The following is a 23,447-nucleotide window of genomic DNA, read 5'->3' as shown; positions in this document are numbered from 1 at the left end:
GGAACAGCTTTTCGTCGCGTGAGGGCGCTGCAACGGCCCTTCATAAGAACCGGGAAAGACAGAATTTTTCGGTTTTTTTTCGCGGAGCGGCGATTGCCTGTGGGTATTTTCCTGCGGATTGCGCTAAAGAACATTGCGAAAGTCAGACGCAATCGCTCAGAACAGACCGACAGGCCCGCTCATGACCGCTCACAAGATCGCCCCCTCGCTCCTGCGCATCGCAATCGCCCAGCTCAATCCGACGGTGGGCGACATCGCCGGAAACCTGGCCAAGGCGCGTGAGGCGCGTGCCGATGCGGCGCGCCAGGGCGCCGATCTCCTGCTTTTGACGGAGCTGTTCATTTCCGGCTATCCGCCCGAAGATCTCGTGCTGAAGCCGGCATTCCTGAAGGCCTGCCTCCAGGCGGTCGAGAAGCTCGCGAGCGACACGGCGGACGGCGGCCCGGGCGTCATCATCGGCTTCCCGCGCCAGGCCAAGACCGGCCGGCACAATTCGGTGGCCGTGCTTGACGATGGCAAGGTGATCGCGTTCCGCGACAAGGTCGATCTGCCGAACTATGGCGAGTTCGACGAGAAGCGCGTCTTCGACCAGGGCGAGATGCCGGGCCCGGTGAATTTCCGCGGCGTGCGCATCGGCATTCCGATCTGCGAGGACATCTGGGGCGATCTCGGCGTTTGCGAGACACTCGCGGAAAGTGGCGCGGAAATCCTGCTGTCGCCGAACGGTTCGCCCTATTTTCGTGGCAAGGTGGATGTGCGCCACCAGGTGGTCCTCAAGCAGGTGCTCGAGACCGGCCTGCCGATGATCTATGCCAACCAGCTCGGCGGCCAGGACGAACTGGTGTTCGACGGCGCAAGCTTCGCCTTCAACACCGACAAGTCTCTCGCCTTCCAGATGAGCCAGTTCGAAGAGGCGATTTCGATCGTCGAATGGAAGAAGGGCGAAAGCGGCTGGCATTGCGAAAGCGGGCTGCAGTCGCGCCTGCCGGAGCGCGAGGAGTCGGACTACCGCGCCTGCATGCTCGGCTTCCGTGACTATGTGAACAAAAACGGCTTCAAGAACGTCGTACTCGGCCTTTCCGGCGGTATCGATTCCGCGATCTGCGCGGCGCTGGCGGTCGATGCGCTCGGCGAGGAGCGGGTGCGCACAGTCATGCTGCCCTATCGCTACACCTCGCAGGAATCGCTGAAGGACGCCAAGGAATGTGCCGCAGCGCTCGGCTGCCGCTACGATATCGTGCCGATCTCCGAGCCGGTCGAAGGGTTCTTAAGCGCGCTCTCCGACATGTTCGAGGGGACCGAATCCGGCATCACCGAGGAGAACCTGCAGAGCCGTACCCGCGGCACCATCCTGATGGCGATCTCCAACAAGTTCGGCTCGATGGTGGTGACGACGGGCAACAAGTCGGAAATGTCGGTCGGCTATGCCACGCTCTATGGCGACATGAACGGCGGCTTCAATCCGATCAAGGATCTCTACAAGATGGAGGTCTATGCCATCTCGCGCTGGCGCAACACCACGGTTCCGCCGGGCGCGCTTGGACCCTCCGGCGTCGTCATTCCCCCAAATATTATCGACAAGGCGCCCTCGGCTGAATTGCGTCCCAACCAGACGGACCAGGATTCTTTGCCGCCCTATCCGGTGCTCGACGACATTCTCGAATGCCTGGTGGAAAAGGAGATGGGGACCGACGAGATCGTCGCCCGCGGCCATGACGAGGCGACGGTTCACCGGGTCGAACACCTGCTCTACATTGCCGAATACAAGCGGCGGCAATCGGCGCCGGGCGTCAAGATCACCAAGAAGAATTTTGGCCGCGACCGGCGGTACCCGATCACCAACCGCTTCCGCGATCGAGGGTGAGCGCGTTCGGCCAAGGGCGGGACGGCAAGGAAAGCTGTCCGGAGTTCACGGACGAGGAAATCCGGCTGATCCGGCTGTGGTCGCTGAGCGACGTTTCTGCTGGCCGGCAGCTCTCGGCGCAGATCGCCTATTTCGCGACGCCGGCGGTCTTCGGCATCTATGGTCTTGCAAGCGGCAGTATCGCCATCGTCGGCGTGGCCTTCGTCTGCATCCTTCTGCTGTTGGCCTGGGGCGTCGTCTCGACCTGGCGAGATCAACGCAATTCCAATTTGATGCAGTCGATCTGCGCCAAGGTCGCGGCGACGCTGCCGAGAGGCGAAGAACGCAAATAGCTGCCTTGGTCGCGGCGGGAGAACGGGATGCGCAGTTCCATCGAGACCTATGACATCGTTACCGGTGAAACGCGCGTCGTCTGGCAGACCGATCGGCTGGTCGAGGCGCCGAACTGGTCGCGGGACGGCACGCATCTGGTCATCAACGGCGATGGCCGTCTTTATCGCCTCGGTTTCGACGGTTCGGAGCCGGTGGAGATCGATACCGGCTTTGCCGCGCTCTGCAACAACGACCACGGCATTTCGCCCGATGGCGCCACCATCGCGATCAGCGACAAGACCGAGTTCGGCAAGTCGGCGATCTACCTGCTGCCGGCTAGAGGCGGCACGCCGCGGCTCGTCACCCGCAACCTGCCGTCCTATTGGCACGGCTGGTCGCCGGATGGGCGAAGAGTGACCTATTGCGGCATCCGCGACCAGGTCTTCGACATCTATACGATTTCGGTTGATGGCGGCGAGGAGCAGCGGCTGACCCACGGGGAAGGGCGCAACGACGGACCCGACTGGTCGGCGGATGGCGAATGGATCTATTTCAACTCCAGCCGCACCGGACGCATGCAGATCTGGCGCATCCGCCCCGATGGCAGTGACGTCACGCGCATCACCGACAGCCCCTATGGCGACTGGTTTCCGCATCCGTCGCCGGATGGGAAGCATCTGCTGGTGCTCTCCTATGACGGTGATGTTTTCGATCATCCGAGGGATCTCGATGTCCGCCTGCGGCTGATGGATATGGACGGCGGCAACCCGCGCATCCTGTTCGAACTTTTCGGCGGGCAGGGAACCATCAACGTTCCCAACTGGTCGCCGTCAGGCGATCGCTTCGCCTTCGTTCGGTATCAGCCTGAAAGCTGAGCGCGCTGGACAAGTATAAGGGCAGCGTGCTAGCGATGACCTCGTTCGCAGGGCGCATCCGATCCGCGGGAAGGGCAAGGCCCACCTGTCTCACTGAACTTGGTTGCCACACCTCTTTTCAGTCTGTGGGCGCGGATACCGGACGTGAATGAAAGGAGGTCTTTCATGATCGCGCGCGATCTTCCCGCGAACCTTACCCTCGAAACGATCCGCAAGCAGGCCAAGGCTTTTCTGAAAGCCGTGAAGGCCGATGATGCCAGTGCAAGGCAGCGGGCGTTTCCCTATTTTGCCGATCCCGCTGCAATGGGGCTCCAGGATGCGCAACTGGTGCTCGCCCGCGAGTTCGGCTTTTCGAGCTGGACACGGCTGAAGCGGCATCTTGAGAAATCCGGGAGCAATGCACCTGCAACCGAGCAGCTTGCAAACCGCTTTCTGTCTCTGGCGACCGTCTCCTACTTCGGCGACATAGCCGCTGATCCCGAGCGGTTCACCCAGGCGCTTGCACTGCTGGAAGAACATCCCGAAATCGCCGGCGACAGCATCCACGTTGCAGCCGCGCTCGGCGACGTAGAGGCAATTGACCGCTGGCTCGATCGCGATCCGAAACTCGTAGGCAAACGCGGCGGGCCGTATGACTGGGAGCCGTTGCTCTACGCTGCCTATGCCCGGGTTCCCGGCCATTCCTCTCTGCCCGCCGGCCGACGCCTGATCGAACGGGGTGCCAGTCCCGATGCGCATTGGCTTGACGACGGTCAGTACCGCTTCACGGCGCTGACGGGCGTCTTCGGCGAAGGCGAGGCCGGCCCCGAGCGGTAGCCGCAACATCCGGATTGCGTCGCTTTCGCGCGGCTGCTGCTCGATGCCGGTGCCAGGGCGAATGACAGCCAGGCGCTCTACAACCGGATGTTCGAGCCGGACAACACGTGCCTCAAGCTTTTGCTCGACTATGGCCTTGGCGCCAACGATCGGAACAATTGGCTGGTTCGCAACGATGGCGGTTTCGTTGAAAACGGCGAACGCGTTTTCGACTACCAGCTCGCCTGGGCGCTCGAAAAACGCATGGGCGAGCGCGTGCGCCTGCTGGTCGAGCATGGTGCCGACGTCAATCGTCCCATCAAGGGCCGGACGCCCTATCAATGGGCAGAGCTCGGCGGTGATGCGGCGCTGGCTGCGTTTCTCGTTTCGCGCGGGGCAACGGAGGCACCGCTGGACGATGTTGACCGGCTGGCCCGGGCTATCTCAGAAATGAAGGCCGATGCGGCGAGGGCGCTCGTTAATGCGGATCCGACGCTGATCACACGCGCGCAGACCGCGCATCCGGCGCTTCTGCACGAGGCGGCGGGTGACGACAGGCGCGCCGAAGCCACGCTCATGTTGTCGCTCGGCTTCGACGTCAACCGCATGACATCGCGCACGCCGCTGCACGTGGCGGCACTGCACGGCAATGTTGATATGGCGAAGCTGTTGCTCGATCACGGTGCCAATTCAACGGCCCGTGATCCCTACCACCATGCGCCGCCGATCGGCTGGGCCGAGTACAACGGCAAGGCCGAGATGGTGCGCTTCCTGAAGGAGCAGCCGCTGGATATCTTCGCGGCCGCGGCCTTCGGCATGGTCGAATGGGTTGCCGAAATCCTCGATCGGGAGCCAGAGTTGCTCGAAACGCCGTTCGGAAGGTTCCGGGGGCGCGGCCGTCCGGAACCGCAACAGGATTGGATGACGCCACTGGCGTTCGCCGTGGTCAACGGGCAGCCGGCCGCTGTGCGGCTGCTTCTCGATCGAGGCGCAAACGCCGGCATAGGTGACGGTGTCGCGGGCCCCTCGATACGAGATCTGGCGCGTGACAAGGGCAATGAGGAGGTCATCGCATTGCTGCGCCCGGCAGCCGTTCCGAAATAGAACGCTCCGTCCAAATGGGGAGCGCTGACATTGGTTTGCGCTCCCTGTAATCCGCCTGCGACTGCTGATTGCTGGCGGATTCAGCCGGTTGAAATCGTTAAGTATTTCAACACCAGCTTATTTAAGCCAAACTTTGATTTTGATCGCTACGGTGCTGCCCAAGTTGGCCGCCGTGGCTGCGTATCGCGCTTGGAGAGGCGCGAGAATGCGCGCGACAGCCGGCCGGACGAGGGGGCGATCGCATCATGGACAAGACTTTGCGGCTGGCGAAGCGGAGCAGAACGGTTTGGGCGATCCATGCCGCCTGCACGCTGGTCGCGGTTCTGATCATCGCGAGCCTCATTTTCGTTCTGGATCGGTCCGTCGCCGAGGCGGGTCGCTTCGGCCTTTCGGCGGAGCGCCGGCTGGTGGCAACCGAACTGCGCCACCAGATGGATGCCGTCGTTCAGTTTCAGGCGCAGCTTTCCTTCTGGGACAAGACCTACGAAGAACTGGCCAAGGGGCACGTCAGCGACGCATTCGTTGCGGACGAGCTGTCGGGCTGGCTGTGGGAAGACTACGGCTTCTCCTGGCTGATCATGACGGACGTGGATCACAGCACGTCGACTGTGTTGAAGGACGGTGTTGCGGTGCCGAGCGAGACGGCCCGTGTCCCGCTCGAAGAGGTCGATGACCTGCTCGACGAGGCCAAACGCCGTTACGATAATGTGCTCAGAAACAACCACGGCTCCTACGTGCTGGATGTCGTGACGCCCGACCCGCAATCGCTGATGCCGTCCGTACCCGGGATCCACGCCATGGACTTGCGTGAGATCGACGGGCGCATGAGCGTCGCGGTGGTGCAGGCGGTCATCCCGGAAACGCTGGTCGTTCCAGCGGGGCGCCGGGCACCGGTGCTCATGGTTTCGGTGCGACCGGTGACGGCCAAGATGACGCGAGAGATCGCGGCGCGTTTGGGCGTCCGGGGGCTTGCTTTCGTGCCATTGACCGAGCGGCCGGAGGGCAGCGTTTACACATCGGTCGGCCGCTGTTCCGACGCCTCCTGTCTGGTGGCGGCTTGGATGCCGCAATCTCCTGGCGGGTTCGTGCGCGCCGAGTTGCTACCGAGCGTCATCGTGATGGCAATCGTCGCAGCGCTGCTGATGGCGTTCGTTGCCTTCCGCTTCTCGACGCTCTTTGCCGCCTTGCAGCAGAGCGAGGCGCTCAACCGGCATCTCGCCAAGCACGATCGGCTGACGGGGCTGCTCAATCGCAGCGGTTTCGACGACATGCTGGCAGCGGCGCTGTTGAAGGCAAAGACGCACCCGTTCACGCTCGTCTATGCCGACCTCGACGCGTTCAAGGCGGTCAACGACCGCTATGGTCATGCGGCAGGCGACGCTGTTCTGGTCGCCATGGCCGAGCGTTTCCGGAACCGCGCCGGACCCAACGGTACTGTGGCACGGCTCGGCGGCGACGAGTTCGCAATCATCCTCGGCGATTGCAGCGAGGCCGAAGCCCGTGGGCTTGCGGCCGGTCTTGTCGCCGATGCGCAGACACCGGTTGGGTTCAACGGCCAGCTGCTGGTCGTCGGCGGCAGCGCCGGCATCGCCTTCGCGCCGCGCCATGGTTTGACCGCGCGTGCCTTGCTGCTGGCGGCAGATGAGGCGCTCTATCTTGCCAAGCGACGTGGCCGCAACCGCGTCGAGACCGCTGACGATACGGTGCTGCCGGGTGAAACCACCGGCGAGCAGCCAACCGCCGGACCAAGCGGCCTGGGCGATTTTTCTACTCCGGTACGTTATAGGGCGTGATGACCACCACGGCAGAAAGCTGAGGGCCGACTGCGGCGGACGGCACGCGGCCGTAAAGCATGATGGTGCGGAAGGCCGTGCGTGCGTCGGTCTTCAGATCATGATGCAGGACGAAATGAACGCGCCGCGCGCGCAACAGCGCCAGATTGTCCTCGTCGAGATCATGGGCGATGTAGAGCGCGCAGTTGCGGTTGAGGCGATCGAAGGCCGCGAGCACAGAGCGGTTGCCGCCACCGATCGAATAGGCGGCGTTGATATCAGGGTTGGCGGCGAGTGCTGCGTCCGCCAGCGCGCCGGTTTCGCTATCGCGACCATGCCCCTCGCTGATCTCGACGATCCGGATTGTCGGATAGTGCTGACGCAGCACCCGGCGAAAGCCGATTTCGCGCTCTTCCTCACCGCGGAAGCGGCCACTGGATAGCGTCACGAGGACCGTGGCCGCGGCACCTGCAAAGCGTTCGCCAATCAGATAGGCAGCCGTTTCTCCGGCCGCCCGGTTGTCGGCGCCCGCATAGGCGGTGCGCTGGGAGTTGGGAAGGTCGGTCACCAGCGTCACGACGGGAATACCGCCTGTCTCGAAGCGTGCGACGGCGCCGACGATCTCGGGCACATCCGGTGCCTTCAATACGAGCCCGTCGGTTCCGCGCAGGCGTATGCGGTCGAGCAGTTGCACGATGTCCTGCGGGCGCATGGTCTCGGCGAAGTGAAAACGGCAGCGAAAGATCGTCGGCGCCAGTGTCATGGCTTCGCTTTCAAAGGCCCGTCGTACCGCATCGGTAAAGCGCTCCGGCGCCTCCATGACGATGTCGATCGCGAACTTGCGGCCCTGTATATCGAGCCCCGCCTGCTGCTTCTCCAGCTCCTCGATGGCCGCGCGAACCCTGGCGATGGTCTGGCGGCGGACACCCGGGCGCTCGTTGAGCACGCGATCGACCGTCGCGGTGCTGAGACCGGCCTGAAAGGCGATGTCCTTGACCAGATAGGGATGGGCCACCGCCGCTGCTCTCCTGATGGATTTTTGATGGATTCCTGCTCTATATCATGTTTTGCCGCCGCCTATAGTCGTGCCCATCAAGATGTTCCGGAGGAGGAAACGCGATGAAGACCGACAACAGGGCGAGGCAGCGGATCGAGCGCATCTGGCTCACCGAAGCGGCCTGCGATATCGAGGCGTTCCGGGCGGAGGTCGAGCGCCGGACCAGCCTGGCCGACTATCCCTATGCTTCGAGCTGCGACCAGAACGTGTTGATCTACAATAGCGACGAGCTGATTGCCGCCTGCGGCGATGCAGAAACGCGGCGGGCGGTGCTTGCCGAAATCTGTGAGGCGCTGGCGACCGGCCCGGGTGTGGCGGTGTTCAAGCGCGCCTTTGCCGATACCGCCGCGGTGGATGTCGCGAGCACCGTCTTCGACGAGATCATCGAGGAGCAGCATCGCAGCAACAGCGGCGGCGGCGACCACTTCGCCAAGCCTGGCGCCAATGATCGCATCTGGAACTCGCTGGAAAAGCACTGCCTGAAGGCGCCGGCGAATTTTGCCGCCTACTACGGCAATGCCATCATTGCGCTTGTCAGCGAAGCCTGGCTTGGGCCGAATTACCAGATGACGGCGCAGGTGAACCGCGTCAATCCGGGCGGCGCGGCACAATCGGCGCACCGGGACTACCATCTCGGCTTCCAGACCGCCGCGGTGATCGAGCGCTATCCAGCGCATGTCCACAAGCTCTCGCCGGTGCTGACGCTGCAGGGCGCGGTCGCCCACTGCGCCATGCCGCTTGAAAGCGGGCCGACCCTGTTCCTGCCCTATAGCCAGACCTATGTGCCGGGTTATCTGGCGCTCAATCGGCCCGAGTTCCGAGCCTATTTCGACGAGCACCATGTCCAGCTCCCGCTCGAAAAGGGCGATGTCGTCTTCTTCAATCCGGCGCTCTTCCACGCGGCCGGCAACAACCGCTCCACCGACATCCGCCGCGTGGCGAACCTGCTGCAGGTGTCCTCGGCCTTTGGCCGGACAATGGAAACGGTCGATCGACTGACGATGAGCGCGACGCTCTATCCGGCGTTGAAGGTTTTGCTTGGCGGGGGCAAACTGACCAATGCAGAAGCGGCCAATGCCATCGCGTCCTGCGCCGAGGGCTATTCCTTCCCAACCAATCTCGACCGCGATCCGCCGCTTGGCGGGCTGGCGCCAAAGACCCAGGCGCAGTTGATGCGCGAGGCGCTTGCCGCGGGAGCAAGCGAGCAGGATTTTCGGGCCTCACTCGACGCGCAGGCGAAGCGCAAGCTGAGTTGACGGGTCAGTCTCACAATTGACAGGCTCCCGGCGCATTTCGCTCGGGAGCCGTAGCTGTTTCACATCATCATTTGCGAGGGAGGAACTCGATGAACGGACAGATGCAAGGCAAGGTCGCCATCGTCACCGGCGGCACGCAAGGGCTGGGCGCAACGATCGCCCGCCTATTCGCCGAACGCGGTGCGGCGGGCATCGTCATTTGTGGGCGCAATGCCGCCAAGGGGCGGGCGAAGGCCGAAGAAATCGGCAAGGCCAGCGCCGCGAAAGTGGTCTATGTCGAGGCCGATCTTGAAAAGGTGGACGGCGCGCGCAAGGTCGTTGCCGCCTGCGATGCGGAATTCGGTCGGGTCGATGCGCTGGTCAATGCCGCCGCCATCACCGATCGCGGCACGATCCTGGACACGACACCGGAACTCTTCGACCGGATGTTCGCCATCAATGTGCGGGCGCCGTTCTTCCTGATGCAGGAGACGGTGAAGGTGATGCGGCGCGAGCGAACGGAAGGCACCATCGTCAATATCGGCTCGATGTCGGCAATGGCCGGGCAGCCCTTCATTGCGGCCTATTGCTCGTCGAAAGGCGCTCTGGAGACGCTGACCAAGAACACTGCCTATGCGCTTCTGCGCAACCGCATCCGCGTCAACGGCCTGAATATCGGCTGGATGGCTTCCGAAGGCGAGGACCGCATCCAGCGCGAATTTCACGGCGCTGCCGCGGATTGGCTCGAAAAGGCGGCCGCCAGCCAACCCTTCGGCAGGCTCGTCGATCCGGCCGAGGTGGCGCGAGCCTGCGCCTACCTGTCTTCGGCGGAATCCGGGCTGATGACCGGATCGGTGATCTGCTTCGACCAATCGGTCTGGGGCGGCTATGACGGTTCGCCCCATCCGGTGGCGCCGCTCTAGATCACGATGATTTTGGGTCGGATCGATCCAAAATCATAAACGTGATCGGTCCTTAGAAGTTAGAGCGGAATGCGGGCGGAAAACTGCGTGCACTTTTCCTCATCCCGCTCTGACGGGCGCTTGTCTTTCGCTAGTGGCTGTGCCCTTATGACGCCGTCAGGTGCCCGCGCAAGCGGGAGAATCGGGAATCCGGTGTCATTCCGGAACGTGCCCAACGCTGTGACGGGGACGGTCGCCTCTACAAGTGCCTTGAATTGATTCAAGGTTTTGCCACTGGATCTTAAATCGATCTGGGAAGGTGAGGCGACCGGTTGAACCGAAGTCAGAAGACCGGCCTGGCGAGATAGACCGAACCCCGCGCGGACGGCGGGAGGTTTTCGCATTGTTGGGGATCGAACGATGCTGACTGAACCGAAGGGCGGCCTTGCGGCTGCCGGTGCCTTCTCGCTGGATGAGCGGGAGGCTGTCTACCGCGCTATCGAAACACGCCGCGACGTGCGCGACGAATTCTTGGCAGAGCCTCTTCCCGACGATCTGGTGAAACGCCTGCTTGCCGCGGCGCACAGTGCGCCGTCGGTTGGCTTCATGCAGCCCTGGAATTTCGTACTGGTGCGGGGGGCAGAAACGCGCGAGCGCGTCTGGCAGGCGTTTCGCCGCGCCAATGATGAGGCGGCGCTGATGTTCGAGGCAGAGCAGCAGACCAAATACCGCTCGCTAAAACTCGAAGGCATTCGCAAAGCACCGCTCAGCATTTGCGTCACCTGTGACCGCACGCGCGGCGGCGCCGTCGTTCTCGGCCGCACGCACAATCCGCAGATGGATGTCTATTCGACGGTTTGCGCCGTGCAAAACCTGTGGCTTGCGGCCCGCGCCGAAGGAGTTGGCGTCGGCTGGGTCAGCATCTTTCACGAGGCCGAGATCAAGGCGATCCTCGGCATTCCCGATCATATCGAGATCGTCGCCTGGCTCTGCCTCGGTTATGTCGATCGCCTTTACCAGCAGCCCGAACTGGCGGTGAAGGGATGGCGGCAACGCCTGCCGCTGGAAGAGCTGGTGTTTGAGGAAGGCTGGGGGAACTGCGGCGAGAGTTCCTAAAACCCGTCTCGCAAAAGTGCGCAGCGGTTTTGCGATAACGACGTGCGAAGTATCAAAAACTTAAAGTGCAATGAGCGAATCTAAAAGATCGCGACGCGCTTTAAGGCGGCGCCAGGATCAGTTCTGGACCGGTTGATAGGCCGGTCCCTTCGGGTGCTTCAGGTCGATCGAGGTTTCTTCCTGCGGCAGGAAGGTCGGGCCGACGACGCGCACCTTGCTCTTGGACGGGTCGTAGGGCCGCTCCTCGGCCGGCGCCTTGGCGGTCGTGGTGTCCGCCGGTTTCTTGGTTTCGATCACGACGATGGATGACTGATCGTCGCCGATCTTGGTGCCGGTCGTCTTCGGCGAGGTTGCGGCAGTCTGCGGTATCTGGCAGCCGCACATGCCAGGCTTGCTGATGCCGCGGGTGCGATAGGCAAACGCATTGGGCATTTCGGTATAGGGTAGCCCGGTCACGGCCGAGACCATCTGTTCGCTCTCTTCCGTGTTGATATCGTGGAAGTAGAGTTCCGTTTCGGCGCCAGGGCAGCGCGCCCGGCAGGCCTGTTCGTCCCGCGGGAAGTCGGCCGGCGTCGCATCCGAGGAGATCGGGAAGAAAGCGCCGTCGCAGGTGCGCACGCACATGGTCCTGAGCGTTCCGCGATAATAGCCATCCTGCGGCGCATAACCATCTTCGCCATGCCCGAGCATCGGCCCGTAGGCGTCCTCAGGTGGCAGGTCGGCAATGATGTTGCGGTGCGTTTCGGGCTCTTCGGGCTCGACGCTGGCGAACTCCTCGCTGTCGCTGTAGCAGCCGTTGATTTCAAGCGCGGCAAGGATGCGGCGGCGGCTGTCTTCGCTGCCGCCGGCGACGATCTGCTCGCGCTCCGACTTCAGCATGCGCAGATTGTCTTCCATCTCGGCGATGAGGCTGTCGAGCTCCCCGCAGCTGTCGGGGTCGCCGCCATCGAAGGTGACGACGCTGCCGCCACCGCAGCCCGCGCGGCGGCGGTCGTTCTTCGCCCGGCGCAGCTCGATATTCTGTCGTGAGATGGCGCTGGCATAGTCCCGGGCATCCGCAGTGGTGGCGACCATGTCGGGCAGTTGCGCAAGCCGGGTATTCAGCCGGTCGCACACGGTCGATGCCAGCGAAGGATCGGCACCGACCAGGGCCAGCGGCACAAGCACCACAGCGACGTGTTTCAAGCGCGGGAACACGGGCGAAGTCTCTTCCTGATGCCGCATGATGCCGGCCTTCTGATATGGGCGGCTGCCAGCGGCAATTCCTGTTTCACCTCCATCATAGAACTTGTCGGTGATCGTGCAACGACAAGCGGCGGTTTGCGTTAACGGCTCCGGCCGGCGATGGCATTCAAGCGGCGCGGGCGGTTTCGAGCGACATCGGGCGTTCGAGAACGGTGCCTTCGATGGCGGCAATGGCCTTCATGCGCTGAAGTAGGTCGTCAGTCACTTCCCAGGCGACGGCAACGGCGAAGACCGAGCCGATGCGATGGGGTTCGGCGATGCGTTCGCCCGGGCATCCCATGCGCCGGAACATGCGTTCCAGGAACACGTCGGTGACCGTGACGATGTGGCTGATGCCGGAGGCGAGACCGAGTTCGCCGACGCCGCACATCAACTCGGCGGCGGCGATCGTCACCTGATTGGAGGCACGGTCCTGCGAAATCTCGGGCTCGATGCAGAAGCGGCTCGATTCCCACACCGAAGCGCTGCGGATTTCCGGATTGTCGCCGAGCAGGATCGGGAAGGTATCGTCCAGCATGTTGGGACCGAGCGTCGGCAGCAGCCTCAGCGAGCCACGCAGCCGGCCGTCGGGAGCGTAGGATAGCACGTAGAGCGGGTTCGCCGTGTCGTAGTTGTCGATTTCCCATTCGCCGTCCGTCTGAACGTCCCATTTCAGGAAATCGTGGAAGACCCGCTTGCGCAGCCGGAACATGTCGTCGACGGCCCGCGGGTGCTGTGCTCGGGTCTTTCCGTTCAGGATCCTGATCATCTTTTTCTCCATCCTTGTCTTGGGATGGGCGGATGCTGTCAGGCTGGCGGCGGTCGCGTAACTGTCGGTAGTGACAGTTTAAATCAGCGATATTTCCCACTAGATTTCGAGGGGTTTTGGGAGGGCATTGGCGCGAGCTGCGTCAAACGGTGGGGATCAGCGCATGGCGGACGGCCTGGGCGACCGCTTGCGTGTTGGAGACGACATTCAGCTTGCGCCTCGCATTGGTCATGAAGAAGCGCACAGTGCGTTCGGAAATGCCGAGGATAGTGGCGATTTCCCAATAGCTCTTGCCGGCGGCGGCCCAGGTCAAAACCTCGGTTTCGCGACCGGTGAGGCGCATGTCACGCGCCGAAAGGCCGCCGGCCATTGCGCCATGTTCCAGCATGGCCGCATGGAAAAGATTCGCGGCGAGCTGGAAATCGCGCAGATGTTGGCGCCGATAGGCCGTCCATTCGTCGGCCGGCATGTTGACGTTGATTGCCAGCAGCGCCGTCCGACCTGCGGGCGATGGCAGCGGCAAGGCAACGCCCTCGGTGGAAATGCCGATTTCCTGCGCGGCCTGGAACAAAGGCTCGCATTCCGGGAACCGATGTCGCGCCATCGTCCATTCCACCGGGCGCACGCCGCCAAGCGCGAGCTTCAGGATCGGATCGATTCGGTGAAGGCCGCGCGAACGGTAGATCTCGGCGGCATAGGCGCCGAAGGTGTGATGCAGGCGGCAAATCTTGAGCTCGTCCGCATAGGGCTCGGCTTCGAGGTACAGGAGATGGGCAATGCGGAACGTGCGGCGCATCAGCGTAAAGAAATGAGCGGGCTCGACACAGCCCCCGCCTTCCAGGATTTCCAGCATGTCGAGGACAGCCTGCTGCTCAGTCATGCCACAACACCGAATCTCGTCCGAAGCCACAGCATGGTTAGAGGTTCACCTTTTGTCCAGCGCAAACTTACCCGTTTGGTGTGTGATGCCAATTTTGCAATTTTCGATTGCCGGTTCTTGCGACCGGATCGCGCGAGCGGGCAGCAGAGGATGATTCCGCTGTGATTCTCGGGCGATAGAGCGTCGCGCTCAACAACTGCGCGACGCCCGGATATGGCATTGGGGGCGCCGGTCTGGCGCCTGATATCTGCGAAGATCGAAGGCGATCTCCGCGGTATCATGTCAGCCCGGATGGCTGGCTTCGACGACCGCGAGGGCCGCCATGTTGACGACACCGCGCGATGTGACCGAAGGCGAAAGGATGTGCGCGGGAAGCGCCGAACCCAGCAGGATCGGACCGACATGCAGGCTGTCGGTCATGGTCTTGACGACGCCGAGCGTGATGTTGGCGGCATCGAGATTGGGGAAGACCAGCAGGTTGGCTTCACCCGGCAGGCTGCTGTCCGGCATGACGCGTTGGCGCAGCGCTTCCGAGATCGCCGCATCGCCGTGCATTTCACCGTCGACTTCGAGGTCAGGCGCGAGTTCGCGCACGAGCTGAAGCGCCTTGCGCATTTTGGTGGCGCTTTCCGAGTCGCGCGAACCGAAGTTCGAATGCGAGACGAGCGCTGCACGCGGCGTGATGCCGAAGCGGCGGATTTCCTGCGCGGCCATGACGGTCGTCTGCGCGATCTCCTCGGCGCTCGGGCAGTAGCTGACATAGGTGTCGGTGAAGAAGGTCGCGCCGCGCTGCGAGATCAGCAGGCTGAGGGCGGAGAAGTCGAGCACGCCTTCGCGCTTGCCGATGATCTGCGAAACGTCGCGCATGTGCCTGGAGTACCGGCCTTCGACGCCGCAGATCAGCGCATCGGCTTCGCCGCGCTTGACCGCAAGCGCACCGATCACCGTCGTGTTGGTGCGCACGATCGTACGGGCCGCCTCCGGGATGACGCCGAGGCGTCCGACGAGGGCGAAATAATCCTCGACATAGTCGCGGTAGCGCGGATCGCCTTCGGGGTTCACCACTTCGAAATCGACATCCGGACGGATGCGCAGGCCGTAACGGCGCAGGCGCGTCTCGATGATCTGCGGACGCCCGATCAGGATCGGCCGGGCCGTGCTTTCTTCCAGCAGCACCTGGGCGGCGCGCAGCACGCGCTCGTCTTCGCCCTCGGCAAAGATCACGCGGTTCTTCTGGGCGTTCTTCGCGGCGGCAAACACTGGCTTCATGATGAAGCCCGAGCGGAATACGAAGCGGTTCAGCTTGTCGAGATAGGCGTCATAATCCTGGATCGGACGGGTGGCGACGCCGCTTTCCTCGGCCGCCTTGGCGACGGCCGGCGCGATCCTGAGGATCAGGCGCTGATCGAAGGGCGAGGGGATCAGGTAGTCGGGGCCGAAGACCGGGGTTTCGCCGGAATAGGCGCGGGCGGCAACGTCGGACGGCTCCTCGCGGGCAAGGCCGGCAATGGCGCGGACCGCCGCCATTTTCATTTCTTCGTTGATCGTGCTTGCGCCGCAATCGAGCGCGCCGCGGAAGATGTGCGGGAAGCACAGAACGTTGTTGACCTGGTTCGGGAAGTCCGAGCGGCCGGTGCAGATCATCGCATCCGGGCGGGCGGCACGGGCCTCTTCCGGCATGATTTCCGGCGTCGGGTTGGCAAGCGCCATGATCAGCGGCTTTTCGGCCATCTGAACCAGCAGCTCCGGCTTCAGGACGCCGGCAGCGGAAAGGCCGAGGAAGACGTCTGCGCCGCCGATGCTGTCGGCGAGCACGCGGTTGTCGCTCTCCTGGGCGTAGATGGACTTCCACTCGTCCATCAGCACCTCGCGGCCCTTGTAGACGAGGCCCTCGAGATCGTGCACCCAGATGTTCTCGCGCTTGGCGCCGAGGATGACGAGCAGGTTGAGGCAGGCGAGTGCTGCCGCACCGGCACCCGACGTCACGATCTTCGCCTTGGCGATATCCTTGCCGGCGAGTTCCAGGCCGTTGAGGATGGCGGCGGCGACGATGATCGCCGTTCCGTGCTGGTCGTCATGGAAGACCGGGATCTGCATCTTTTCACGCAGCTGGCGCTCAACCTCGAAACATTCCGGTGCCTTGATGTCTTCAAGGTTGATGCCGCCGAAGGTCGGCTCCAGCGCCGAGATCACGTCGACCATGCGCTCGATGGACGAAGCGTCGATCTCGATGTCGAAGACGTCAATGCCGGCGAACTTCTTGAAAAGGACGGCCTTGCCTTCCATCACCGGCTTGGAGGCGAGCGGCCCGATATTGCCGAGACCGAGCACGGCCGTGCCGTTGGAGATGACCGCGACCAGGTTGGCGCGCGCCGTGTAGTCGGCGGCCGTTTCCGGGTTGTCGCGGATGGCGATGCATGGCGCGGCCACGCCGGGCGAATAGGCGAGTGCCAGATCGCGCTGGTTGCCGAGCGGCTTGGTGGGCTGGATTTCGAGCTTTCCCGGGCGCGGGTAACGGTGGAAGAAAAGGGCCTGCTGGTCGATGTCGCCGCTGGCCGGACCGATGTGGGATTTCGTCTTGTCGCCCGTGTTCATGCTCTCACATTCCTCATTCGTGGTCGTGCCTTTTGGCATGAATTCGGAGCGAGGTACAGTTTTGCCGTGCTGATTTCAGCGGCCAGACCGGCGGCAAGGCGCTCATGTCATCTTCCTGAAACACGAGTCTGGTTTTCACGGGGGCAGGAAGCGTAATTAAAGACGAGGCTGGCATGACGGCGCAGCAAGACAAGTCCGTACGAAAGCTCAGGACGTTGTTCATCTCCGACGTCCATCTCGGGTCGAAGGCCGCCAAGACGGACTTCCTGCTCGATTTCCTGCGGCATCACGAAGCGGAGACGATTGTGCTGGTCGGCGACATCGTCGACGGCTGGAGGCTGAAGCGCAGCTGGTACTGGCCGCAGAACTGCAACGACGTCGTCCAGAAGCTTCTGCGCAAGGCCCGCAAGGGCACCCGCATCGTCTATATCCCCGGCAATCACGACGAGTTCCTGCGCGATTTTCCCGGCGTGCACTTCGGCGGCATCGAGGTGGCGCAGCGCTACATGCACGAGGGTGCGGACGGCCGTAACTATCTGGTGCTGCATGGCGACGAATTCGACGTGGTGGTGCGCAATGCCCGTGTGCTCGCCTATCTCGGCGACTGGGCCTATGACACGGCGATCGCCATCAATATCGGCCTGGCCGCCATTCGCCGGCGCCTCGGCATGCCCTATTGGTCGTTCTCCTCCTGGGCCAAGCTCCAGGTGAAGCATGCCGTCAACTTCATCGGCGAGTTCCAGAAGGTGGTTGCCGAGGAAGCCCGTCGCCACGACGCTCAAGGGGTGATCTGCGGCCACATCCACCATGCCGTCATCGAGGACATCGGCGATATCCGCTACATCAATACCGGTGACTGGGTGGAAAGCTGCACGGCGATTGCCGAGCATCACGATGGCAGGATGGAACTCATCACCTGGCATCAGATGCGCGGTGGCGCGCTTGAGGGCGAAGCCTCTGGTGAAGCCGACAAGCTGCTTGCCCAATTGCTGACACAGCGCGCTGCGTAACCGGAGAGCGACAGGTCACCTCCTGTCGCGAAAACTAGGTTATGGCGAGGCATGCCAGGGCTGTGCTAGAGATTGAGCACAGCCATCAGGTCAGCCGATGATTCCCTCCTCAGCGCCCGCAACCGTGGGCCCTCCGCCGCGCCATTTCGCGCTTCGCATCGCCTTGCTCTTCTGCGCGCCGTTGATCGTCAACGGCTTCGCGATGCCGTATTTTCCGATGTGGCTCAGCACGCTCTCGATGAGCGACTTCGAGATCGGCGTCGTGCTGGCGCTGCCGATGTTCGTGCGCGTCATCACCGCGCCGATCGCCGGCGTCATCGCCGACCGCCTTGGCGAGCGGACGATCGTGCTGATCTGGTCCGGCTTCCTATCGCTTGCAACCGCTCTGGTGTTGTTTTACTTTCGCGACTTCTGGCCGGTGCTGGTCATCTACACGCTGCAATCGGCGGTCTATTCGCCCTATGTGCCGATCGTCGAGGCGATCGCGCTTTCCGGCGTCCGCCGCTGGGGCTTCGACTACGCCCACATGCGGCTCTGGGGCTCGGTCGCCTTCATCGGTGCGACAATGCTCGGTGGCTGGATGGTCGGCATATACGGCAGCGACATGGTGCTGCCGGCGATGGCGATCGGTTTCGGCCTGACAATTGCCATGGCCTATGCGGCGCCGCGCGTCGGAAAGCCGCGCCGGCCATCGCCGATCACTGCACTCACCGAGCCGCCGCCGAAGTCGCTCAAGCAGCTCGACCTGCAGCTGCTCCTGATCGGTGTGACGCTGGTCAATGCCAGCCACGCGATGCTTTTTGCCTTCTCGGCGATCTACTGGCAGCACATCGGCTACAGCGGCACCGAGATCGGCCTGCTCTGGAGCGCGGGCGTGGCCGCCGAAGTCACGATGTTCATCTTCGCCAAGGCGATCAGCCGCCGTTTCAGCGTCTGGGTGATGATCCTGTCGGGCTGTTCGCTCGCCGTGGTGCGCTGGATCATCTTCCCGATGGATCTCGGTTTCAGCGGCTACTTCATCCTCCAGTGCTTCCACGCCTTCACCTATGCGATCATGCACACCGGCATGCAGCACAAGTTGGTCGAGCGGGTGGTGGAATCGCAGGAAGCGTCCGCCCAGGGGCTCTATTTCTTCTACACCGGCATCTTCACCGCGATCCTCACGTTCCTGTCTGGCTATTTTTACGCCTGGTATGGGGTGAAGGGGTTCTATTCGATGTCGGTCGTCGCCTTTGCCGGCTGCTGCTTCGCGGTTGCCGCCTGGTATCTTCAGCCCCAGAGGCGCGGTTCCGGCGGAAAACCAGCGAAGCCTCGTAGCGCAGACCCGGTGTGCGGTCTTCGGCGAGCAGCAGAGGCCCGTCGAGATCGACGAAATCGGCGCCCTGGGCAACCAGGATCGCCGGCGCCATCGCCAGCGAACTGCCGACCATGCAGCCGACCATGATCTTGAGGCCAAGGGCTGCTGCTTGATCGCGCATGCGCAGCGCTTCGGTAAGGCCGCCGGTCTTGTCGAGCTTGATATTGACCGCGTCATAGCGGCCGACGAGCGCGGCGAGGTCCTCGGTCGCGTGCACGCTTTCATCCGCACAGATGGGTACCGGGCGGGCAATCGTCGCCAGCGCATCGTCGCGCCCGGCGGGCAGCGGTTGCTCGATCAGGTCGATCCGTTCCTCGGCGCAGATTGCGAAGTGATAGGCGAGGGTTTCGGGCGTCCACCCCTCATTGGCATCGAGGATGATGCGGCTCTCGGGCGCGCCCGCCCGCACGGCGCGGATACGCGCGCCATCGTCCGGTGTGCCGACCTTGATCTTGAGGAGTGCGCGGTGGGCATATTTCGCCGCCTGTTCGCGCATGGTGTCTGGCTCGGCGAGTGATAACGTGTAGGCGGTGGTCAGTGCGTCGGGTGAGGCTATGCCCGCAAGCGAATGAACAGGCTTGTTTTTCTGTTTGGCCTCCAGGTCCCACAGTGCACAATCGACGGCATTTCGTGCGGCGCCCGGTTTCATCTGGCGCTGCAGTTCGACACGGGTCAGGCCAGCCTCGATGCGCGGGCGAATGGAAGCGATCTCGGCCAACACTGAATCGATCGTTTCACCGTAGCGGCCGTAGGGCACGCACTCGCCGGAACCGGTGTGGGTGCCGTCACTGATTCGGCAAGTAACGACGCTCGCCGTCGTCTTGGAGCCGCGCGAGATCGTAAAGGTGCCTGCGATCGGGAAATGTTCCACCGCTGCATCGAGAGAAAGTGACATGAAAACGTCTCCGGCCTGCATTCTGAAGGGCTGGTATCGCCACCGGTCGAAGGTTCGGGTGACAGCAACGATACGAGCGGTTATGACGGTGTAAGGATTTACGAATCTTTACGGCGGCGCGCGTTGAGATGCGCAAAGTTCGCTGTAACACTTTAGGCCCGCTGCATAAATTTGTCCTGAGACCGACCCCGATCCAGGGAATTATGCAGTAGAAATTCGGGAAAACAGAAGCCACGTGTCGCAACCTGCCCGCAAGATGACCGCTGATGTCGCGCTGGCCGAAAGTGGTGGCGAGCGAAGCTATGTCTTCACCGGCGTCTGGCGGCATGAAACAGCCGAGGCGATGGCGGCGAAGCTGGACCAGCTCGCGCGCAAGGGTGACAGCGCCGCTCAGTTCGACCTTTCCGGCGTGACCGCGATGGATACGGCCGGGGCCTGGATCATCCGCCGCTTCGTGACCCGTGTCGTCGGGCCGTCCAGAGATGACGTTCACTTCGCCGACGGCGGGCAGCGCTATGTCGAGCTGCTCGACGCCTTGCCGGCAGAACTGCGTTCGCCCGATGAAGGCAAGGAGCGGGTGCCGCTGTTCCAGCGCATATTCGCGCCGGTCGGCGAGGTCATGATCGCGACCTGGGAAGATATCGTCGCTGCCATGTACATTCTTGGCTCTGCGGTGCGCGGCGCCCAGCTGAAGCTTGGACGGCACAGCGGTGTCTCGCCGGCGGCGATCGTTCATCAGATCGACCGGATGGGCGTGATGGCAGTGCCGATCATCATGCTGATGTCGTTCCTGATCGGTGCGATCATTGCGCAGCAGGGCGCGTTCCAGCTCCGCTACTTCGGTGCGGAAGTCTTCGTCGTCGATCTCGTCGGCATCCTGCAATTGCGCGAAATCGGCGTTCTTCTCACCGCGATCATGATTGCCGGCCGTTCCGGCAGTGCCATCACCGCCGAAATCGGCTCGATGAAGATGCGCGAGGAAGTGGACGCGCTGAAGGTGATGGGGCTGAGCCCGATTGGCGTTCTCGTCTTTCCGCGCCTCGTCGCGCTCACCGTTGCTCTGCCGCTGCTGACGATCATCGCGAACTTCGCGGCCTTGACCGGTGCCGCTCTGGTTGCCTGGGGCTATTCCGGCATCACCATCCCGACCTTCCTTGCGCGTCTGCAGGAAGCGGTCGATTTTTCATCTGTCGCCGCCGGCATGATCAAGGCGCCGTTCATGGCGCTGATCATCGGGGTGGTGGCGGCCGTCGAGGGGTTGAAGGTCGGCGGCAGCGCGGAATCGCTTGGCCGTCACGTGACGTCCTCGGTGGTCAAGTCGATCTTCGTGGTGATCCTGATCGACGGGCTCTTCGCCATGTTTTACGCGTCAATCGATTTTTGAGGCGGAGAACAGCGTGAACCCATTGGAAAAACGGCACGATGCGTACCAGGCGACCGAGGCGAACGGGCGGGAGTCCGTTCTTTCAGTCCGTGACCTGACGGTGGGCTTCGGCTCCAACATCGTGCTCGACAAGCTGAACCTCGAAATCTACCGCGGCGAGATCCTTGGTTTCGTCGGCGCTTCCGGCACGGGCAAGTCGGTGCTGATGCGCACCGTGCTGAGGTTGCTGGCGAAGCGTTCCGGCAAGATCGAGATCTTGGGCGCCGACTACGACAAGATCACCGAAGCCGAGCGCATCGCGCTCGACATGCGCCTCGGCGTTCTCTTCCAGCATGGCGCGCTCTTTTCGGCGCTGACGGTGCGCGAGAACATCCAGGTGCCGATGCGGGAATATCTCGACCTGCCGCAGAGCCTGATGGACGAACTGGCGCGGGTGAAGATCGAGCTGGTCGGCCTGGAGCCGGAAGCGGCGGAAAAATACCCGTCGGAGCTTTCGGGTGGCATGATCAAGCGCGCGGCTCTCGCACGCGCACTGGCGCTCGATCCCGACCTGGTCTTCCTGGACGAGCCGACCTCGGGCCTCGATCCGATCGGGGCTGCCGAGTTCGACGAGTTGATTGCCAAGCTGCGCGACACGCTGGGATTGACCGTGTATATGGTGACTCACGACCTCGACAGCCTGTTTTCCGTCTGTGACCGCATCGCGGTTCTCGGCAAGAAGAAGGTTCTGGTCGAGGGGACCGTGGAGGACATGCTGGCCTGCGACGACCCCTGGGTGCAGTCCTATTTCAGGGGCAAGCGGGCACGTTCGATCGTGCGGAACGATCAATGATTTCGAGAAGGCGGTTTTGACGCACACATGTCGAGATCGGAGCAAGAGCCGGTGAAGCGGCCACGAAGGTAGTCGGTACGAATGGAAACGAAAGCGAACTACGCCATTGTCGGTTTCTTCACGGTGTTCGTGATCGCGGCCGCATTCGGCTTCGTCTACTGGATGTCGCAATACGGCCGCAGCGGCGAGATGGTCGAGCTGGTGGTCAATATTCCGGGTTCCGCCAACGGTCTTTCCGTCGGTTCGCCGGTGCGCTTCAACGGTATTCCCGTCGGCACGGTGCGCAATCTTGCGATCGACGCCAATGACCCGCGCTATTCGATTGCGGTCACCGAGGTTTCGATCGATGCGCCGGTACTGAAATCGACCAAGGCGACGCTGGAAGTGCAGGGCCTGACGGGCGCCGCCTATATCGAGCTCAGCGGCGGCCGCAAGGGCGACGAGAACATCCTGAGATCCGCGATCGAAAATGGCACACAGGCGCGCATCCTTGCGGATCAGTCGAGCGTTACCAGCCTGCTGGCGACTGCCGACCAGATCATGGACCGGGCCAACGACGCCATCACCGACATCCAGGGTTTTGTGACCGACGTGCGCGGCCCGCTGACGAAAACGATCGGCAATGCCGAAACGTTCTCCACGGCGCTTGCCAACAATTCCGGCGCGATCGACGATTTCCTCAGGAGCGTGACGGAGCTTTCCGGTTCGGTCAGCGCAGCCTCCAAGAAACTCGATTCGACCCTGGAGGCTGCCGAGACCCTGGTAAAGTCGGTGGATCCGAAGAAGATCGACCACATCGTTTCGAATGTCGAGCAGATCAGCAACGACCTGAAGGCGGCTTCGGGCGGAGTGACGGAGACGCTTGCTGCGCTGCGTCGAACGGTCGAGACCTATGACCAGTTCGGCAAGAACGCCCAGAAGACGCTGGAGCGGGTCGATACGCTGGTGGCCTCGGTGGACAAGGAGAAGGTCGAGCTCGTCGTCAACGACATCACAGCAGCGACCGCAGACGCCCGAAAGACGGTCGCCAACATTTCCGCATTTGCCGAAAAGATCACGGCGCGGCAGCAGGATATCGACCGTACCATCACCGATGTCACCCAGTTGGCAAGCAAGTTGAACGCCTCTGCCAACCGGGTCGACAGCATTCTCGTCAAGGTCGATGGTTTCCTTGGTGATGCGGATGCGCCTTCGCTTTCGGCTGACGCCCGCGCGACGCTCGCGTCATTCCGCAAGATGGCCGACAATCTCAATGCGCAGATCGGCCCGATCGCCGACAACCTCAAGCGCTTCTCGGGCTCGGGCCTGCGCGACGTCGAAGCACTCGTCACCGATACGCGGCGTACGGTCCAGAGCCTGGAGAACACCATCTCCACATTCGACAAGAACCCGCAGCGTCTTCTCTTTGGCGGCGAGACGGTGAAGCAATATGATGGCCGTACCCGGCGCTGATTCGGGCGTGGCAAACA

At 62.8% G+C, this 23,447-nt stretch carries 18 protein-coding genes, 2 pseudogenes and 1 riboswitch; of the genes and pseudogenes, 14 read left to right on the top strand and 6 right to left on the bottom strand.

The features are described 5' to 3' along the window. The first annotated feature begins 181 nt into the window (after positions 1-181). From ACN9MO_RS08290 to ACN9MO_RS08265, 6 genes are all read left to right on the top strand, one after another. Complete coding sequence (locus tag ACN9MO_RS08290; RefSeq protein WP_113132899.1) at positions 182-1,864, top strand: NAD+ synthase; 1,683 nt, start codon at positions 182-184, stop codon at positions 1,862-1,864. Beyond that, positions 1,861-2,196 carry a hypothetical protein gene (locus ACN9MO_RS08285; protein ID WP_057248871.1) on the top strand — a complete coding sequence of 112 codons (336 nt, stop codon included), beginning with the start codon at positions 1,861-1,863 and terminating at the stop codon, positions 2,194-2,196. The genes ACN9MO_RS08290 and ACN9MO_RS08285 overlap by 4 nt, the downstream gene beginning before the upstream one ends. 27 nt (positions 2,197-2,223) lie before the next feature. Further along, on the top strand, positions 2,224-3,051 hold the full coding sequence (locus ACN9MO_RS08280; RefSeq protein ID WP_057248872.1) for a TolB family protein: 828 nt from the start codon (positions 2,224-2,226) through the stop codon (positions 3,049-3,051). A 165-nt stretch (positions 3,052-3,216) separates the two neighbouring features. Continuing rightward, the gene (locus ACN9MO_RS08275) at positions 3,217-3,867 is read left to right on the top strand and encodes a hypothetical protein (RefSeq protein ID WP_425987070.1); all 651 of its coding nucleotides are present in this window, start codon (positions 3,217-3,219) and stop codon (positions 3,865-3,867) included. An 87-nt stretch (positions 3,868-3,954) separates the two neighbouring features. Then, positions 3,955-4,950 carry an ankyrin repeat domain-containing protein gene (locus ACN9MO_RS08270; protein ID WP_425987068.1) on the top strand — a complete coding sequence of 332 codons (996 nt, stop codon included), beginning with the start codon at positions 3,955-3,957 and terminating at the stop codon, positions 4,948-4,950. 245 nt (positions 4,951-5,195) lie between these two features. Then, positions 5,196-6,743, top strand: a complete 1,548-nt coding sequence (locus tag ACN9MO_RS08265; RefSeq protein WP_057248874.1) for a sensor domain-containing diguanylate cyclase — start codon at positions 5,196-5,198, stop codon at positions 6,741-6,743. Here ACN9MO_RS08265 and ACN9MO_RS08260 read toward each other — a convergent pair. Then, positions 6,718-7,737, bottom strand: a complete 1,020-nt coding sequence (locus ACN9MO_RS08260) for a LacI family DNA-binding transcriptional regulator (protein WP_057248875.1) — start codon at positions 7,735-7,737, stop codon at positions 6,718-6,720. The genes ACN9MO_RS08265 and ACN9MO_RS08260 overlap by 26 nt on opposite strands. A 104-nt stretch (positions 7,738-7,841) precedes the next feature. Here ACN9MO_RS08260 and ACN9MO_RS08255 point away from each other — a divergent pair, with 104 nt between their 5' ends. The 3 genes from ACN9MO_RS08255 to bluB all read left to right on the top strand — a co-directional run bounded on the left by ACN9MO_RS08255 (position 7,842) and on the right by bluB (position 11,032). Then, a complete protein-coding gene (locus ACN9MO_RS08255) occupies positions 7,842-9,035 on the top strand; it encodes a phytanoyl-CoA dioxygenase family protein (protein ID WP_057248876.1) in 1,194 nt (397 codons plus the stop codon). 89 nt (positions 9,036-9,124) lie between these two features. Then, the gene (locus ACN9MO_RS08250) at positions 9,125-9,937 is read left to right on the top strand and encodes an SDR family oxidoreductase (protein WP_057248877.1); all 813 of its coding nucleotides are present in this window, start codon (positions 9,125-9,127) and stop codon (positions 9,935-9,937) included. Between the two features lie 141 nt (positions 9,938-10,078). Next, a riboswitch (cobalamin riboswitch) is annotated at positions 10,079-10,290 on the top strand. Positions 10,291-10,336: 46 nt separating this feature from the next. After that, entirely contained in the window at positions 10,337-11,032 is a 696-nt protein-coding gene (gene bluB / locus ACN9MO_RS08245; protein WP_057248878.1) for a 5,6-dimethylbenzimidazole synthase, read from the top strand. A 117-nt stretch (positions 11,033-11,149) separates the two neighbouring features. Here the strand turns inward: bluB and ACN9MO_RS08240 are convergent, their stop codons facing one another. From ACN9MO_RS08240 to ACN9MO_RS08225, 4 genes are all read right to left on the bottom strand, one after another. After that, on the bottom strand, positions 11,150-12,256 hold the full coding sequence (locus ACN9MO_RS08240; RefSeq protein WP_057248879.1) for a DUF2865 domain-containing protein: 1,107 nt from the start codon (positions 12,254-12,256) through the stop codon (positions 11,150-11,152). Between the two features lie 127 nt (positions 12,257-12,383). Beyond that, positions 12,384-13,025: an acyl-homoserine-lactone synthase gene (locus tag ACN9MO_RS08235; RefSeq protein ID WP_057248880.1), complete on the bottom strand. Its 642-nt coding sequence runs from the start codon at positions 13,023-13,025 to the stop codon at positions 12,384-12,386. 142 nt (positions 13,026-13,167) lie between these two features. Continuing rightward, positions 13,168-13,905: a helix-turn-helix transcriptional regulator gene (locus ACN9MO_RS08230; RefSeq protein ID WP_057248881.1), complete on the bottom strand. Its 738-nt coding sequence runs from the start codon at positions 13,903-13,905 to the stop codon at positions 13,168-13,170. Positions 13,906-14,187: 282 nt separating this feature from the next. Next, entirely contained in the window at positions 14,188-16,500 is a 2,313-nt protein-coding gene (locus tag ACN9MO_RS08225; RefSeq protein WP_057248882.1) for an NADP-dependent malic enzyme, read from the bottom strand. A 173-nt stretch (positions 16,501-16,673) separates the two neighbouring features. Here ACN9MO_RS08225 and ACN9MO_RS08220 point away from each other — a divergent pair, with 173 nt between their 5' ends. Then, positions 16,674-17,510 carry a UDP-2,3-diacylglucosamine diphosphatase gene (locus ACN9MO_RS08220; RefSeq protein WP_057248883.1) on the top strand — a complete coding sequence of 279 codons (837 nt, stop codon included), beginning with the start codon at positions 16,674-16,676 and terminating at the stop codon, positions 17,508-17,510. Between the two features lie 97 nt (positions 17,511-17,607). Beyond that, a pseudogene (locus tag ACN9MO_RS08215) lies at positions 17,608-18,819 on the top strand (MFS transporter); the annotation flags it as partial. Positions 18,820-18,856: 37 nt separating this feature from the next. Here ACN9MO_RS08215 and dgcA read toward each other — a convergent pair. Continuing rightward, positions 18,857-19,762, bottom strand: a pseudogene (gene dgcA, locus ACN9MO_RS08210) (N-acetyl-D-Glu racemase DgcA); the annotation flags it as partial. Between the two features lie 256 nt (positions 19,763-20,018). Here dgcA and ACN9MO_RS08205 point away from each other — a divergent pair. The 3 genes from ACN9MO_RS08205 (at position 20,019) to ACN9MO_RS08195 (ending at position 23,430) form a co-directional block, all read left to right on the top strand. Beyond that, positions 20,019-21,146, top strand: a complete 1,128-nt coding sequence (locus ACN9MO_RS08205; protein WP_082615754.1) for an ABC transporter permease — start codon at positions 20,019-20,021, stop codon at positions 21,144-21,146. A gap of 22 nt (positions 21,147-21,168) precedes the next feature. Beyond that, positions 21,169-21,978 carry an ABC transporter ATP-binding protein gene (locus tag ACN9MO_RS08200; protein ID WP_057248887.1) on the top strand — a complete coding sequence of 270 codons (810 nt, stop codon included), beginning with the start codon at positions 21,169-21,171 and terminating at the stop codon, positions 21,976-21,978. 81 nt (positions 21,979-22,059) lie between these two features. After that, a complete protein-coding gene (locus ACN9MO_RS08195) occupies positions 22,060-23,430 on the top strand; it encodes an MlaD family protein (protein ID WP_057248888.1) in 1,371 nt (456 codons plus the stop codon). The last annotated feature ends 17 nt before the right edge of the window (positions 23,431-23,447 follow it).

Source organism: Ensifer sp. R-19 (genome assembly GCF_049905105.1).
In the GTDB taxonomy this organism is placed as follows: domain Bacteria; phylum Pseudomonadota; class Alphaproteobacteria; order Rhizobiales; family Rhizobiaceae; genus Ensifer.
The sequence above is the reverse complement of the archived record's forward strand: the minus strand, read 5'-3'. Positions and strand labels throughout refer to the sequence as shown.

Bases quoted from the DNA above. Each gene is read 5' to 3' on its own strand.
- ACN9MO_RS08255 (WP_057248876.1), top strand. From the start codon at position 7,842: ATGAAGACCGACAACAGGGCGAGGCAGCGGATCGAGCGCATCTGGCTC.
- ACN9MO_RS08290 (WP_113132899.1), top strand. From the start codon at position 182: ATGACCGCTCACAAGATCGCCCCCTCGCTCCTGCGCATCGCAATCGCC.
- ACN9MO_RS08220 (WP_057248883.1), top strand. From the start codon at position 16,674: ATGACGGCGCAGCAAGACAAGTCCGTACGAAAGCTCAGGACGTTGTTC.
- ACN9MO_RS08235 (WP_057248880.1), bottom strand. From the start codon at position 13,025: ATGATCAGGATCCTGAACGGAAAGACCCGAGCACAGCACCCGCGGGCC.
- ACN9MO_RS08270 (WP_425987068.1), top strand. From the start codon at position 3,955: ATGTTCGAGCCGGACAACACGTGCCTCAAGCTTTTGCTCGACTATGGC.
- ACN9MO_RS08195 (WP_057248888.1), top strand. From the start codon at position 22,060: ATGGAAACGAAAGCGAACTACGCCATTGTCGGTTTCTTCACGGTGTTC.
- bluB (WP_057248878.1), top strand. From the start codon at position 10,337: ATGCTGACTGAACCGAAGGGCGGCCTTGCGGCTGCCGGTGCCTTCTCG.
- ACN9MO_RS08230 (WP_057248881.1), bottom strand. From the start codon at position 13,905: ATGACTGAGCAGCAGGCTGTCCTCGACATGCTGGAAATCCTGGAAGGC.
- ACN9MO_RS08225 (WP_057248882.1), bottom strand. From the start codon at position 16,500: ATGAACACGGGCGACAAGACGAAATCCCACATCGGTCCGGCCAGCGGC.
- ACN9MO_RS08240 (WP_057248879.1), bottom strand. From the start codon at position 12,256: ATGCGGCATCAGGAAGAGACTTCGCCCGTGTTCCCGCGCTTGAAACAC.
- ACN9MO_RS08265 (WP_057248874.1), top strand. From the start codon at position 5,196: ATGGACAAGACTTTGCGGCTGGCGAAGCGGAGCAGAACGGTTTGGGCG.
- ACN9MO_RS08275 (WP_425987070.1), top strand. From the start codon at position 3,217: ATGATCGCGCGCGATCTTCCCGCGAACCTTACCCTCGAAACGATCCGC.
- ACN9MO_RS08280 (WP_057248872.1), top strand. From the start codon at position 2,224: ATGCGCAGTTCCATCGAGACCTATGACATCGTTACCGGTGAAACGCGC.
- ACN9MO_RS08205 (WP_082615754.1), top strand. From the start codon at position 20,019: ATGACCGCTGATGTCGCGCTGGCCGAAAGTGGTGGCGAGCGAAGCTAT.
- ACN9MO_RS08250 (WP_057248877.1), top strand. From the start codon at position 9,125: ATGAACGGACAGATGCAAGGCAAGGTCGCCATCGTCACCGGCGGCACG.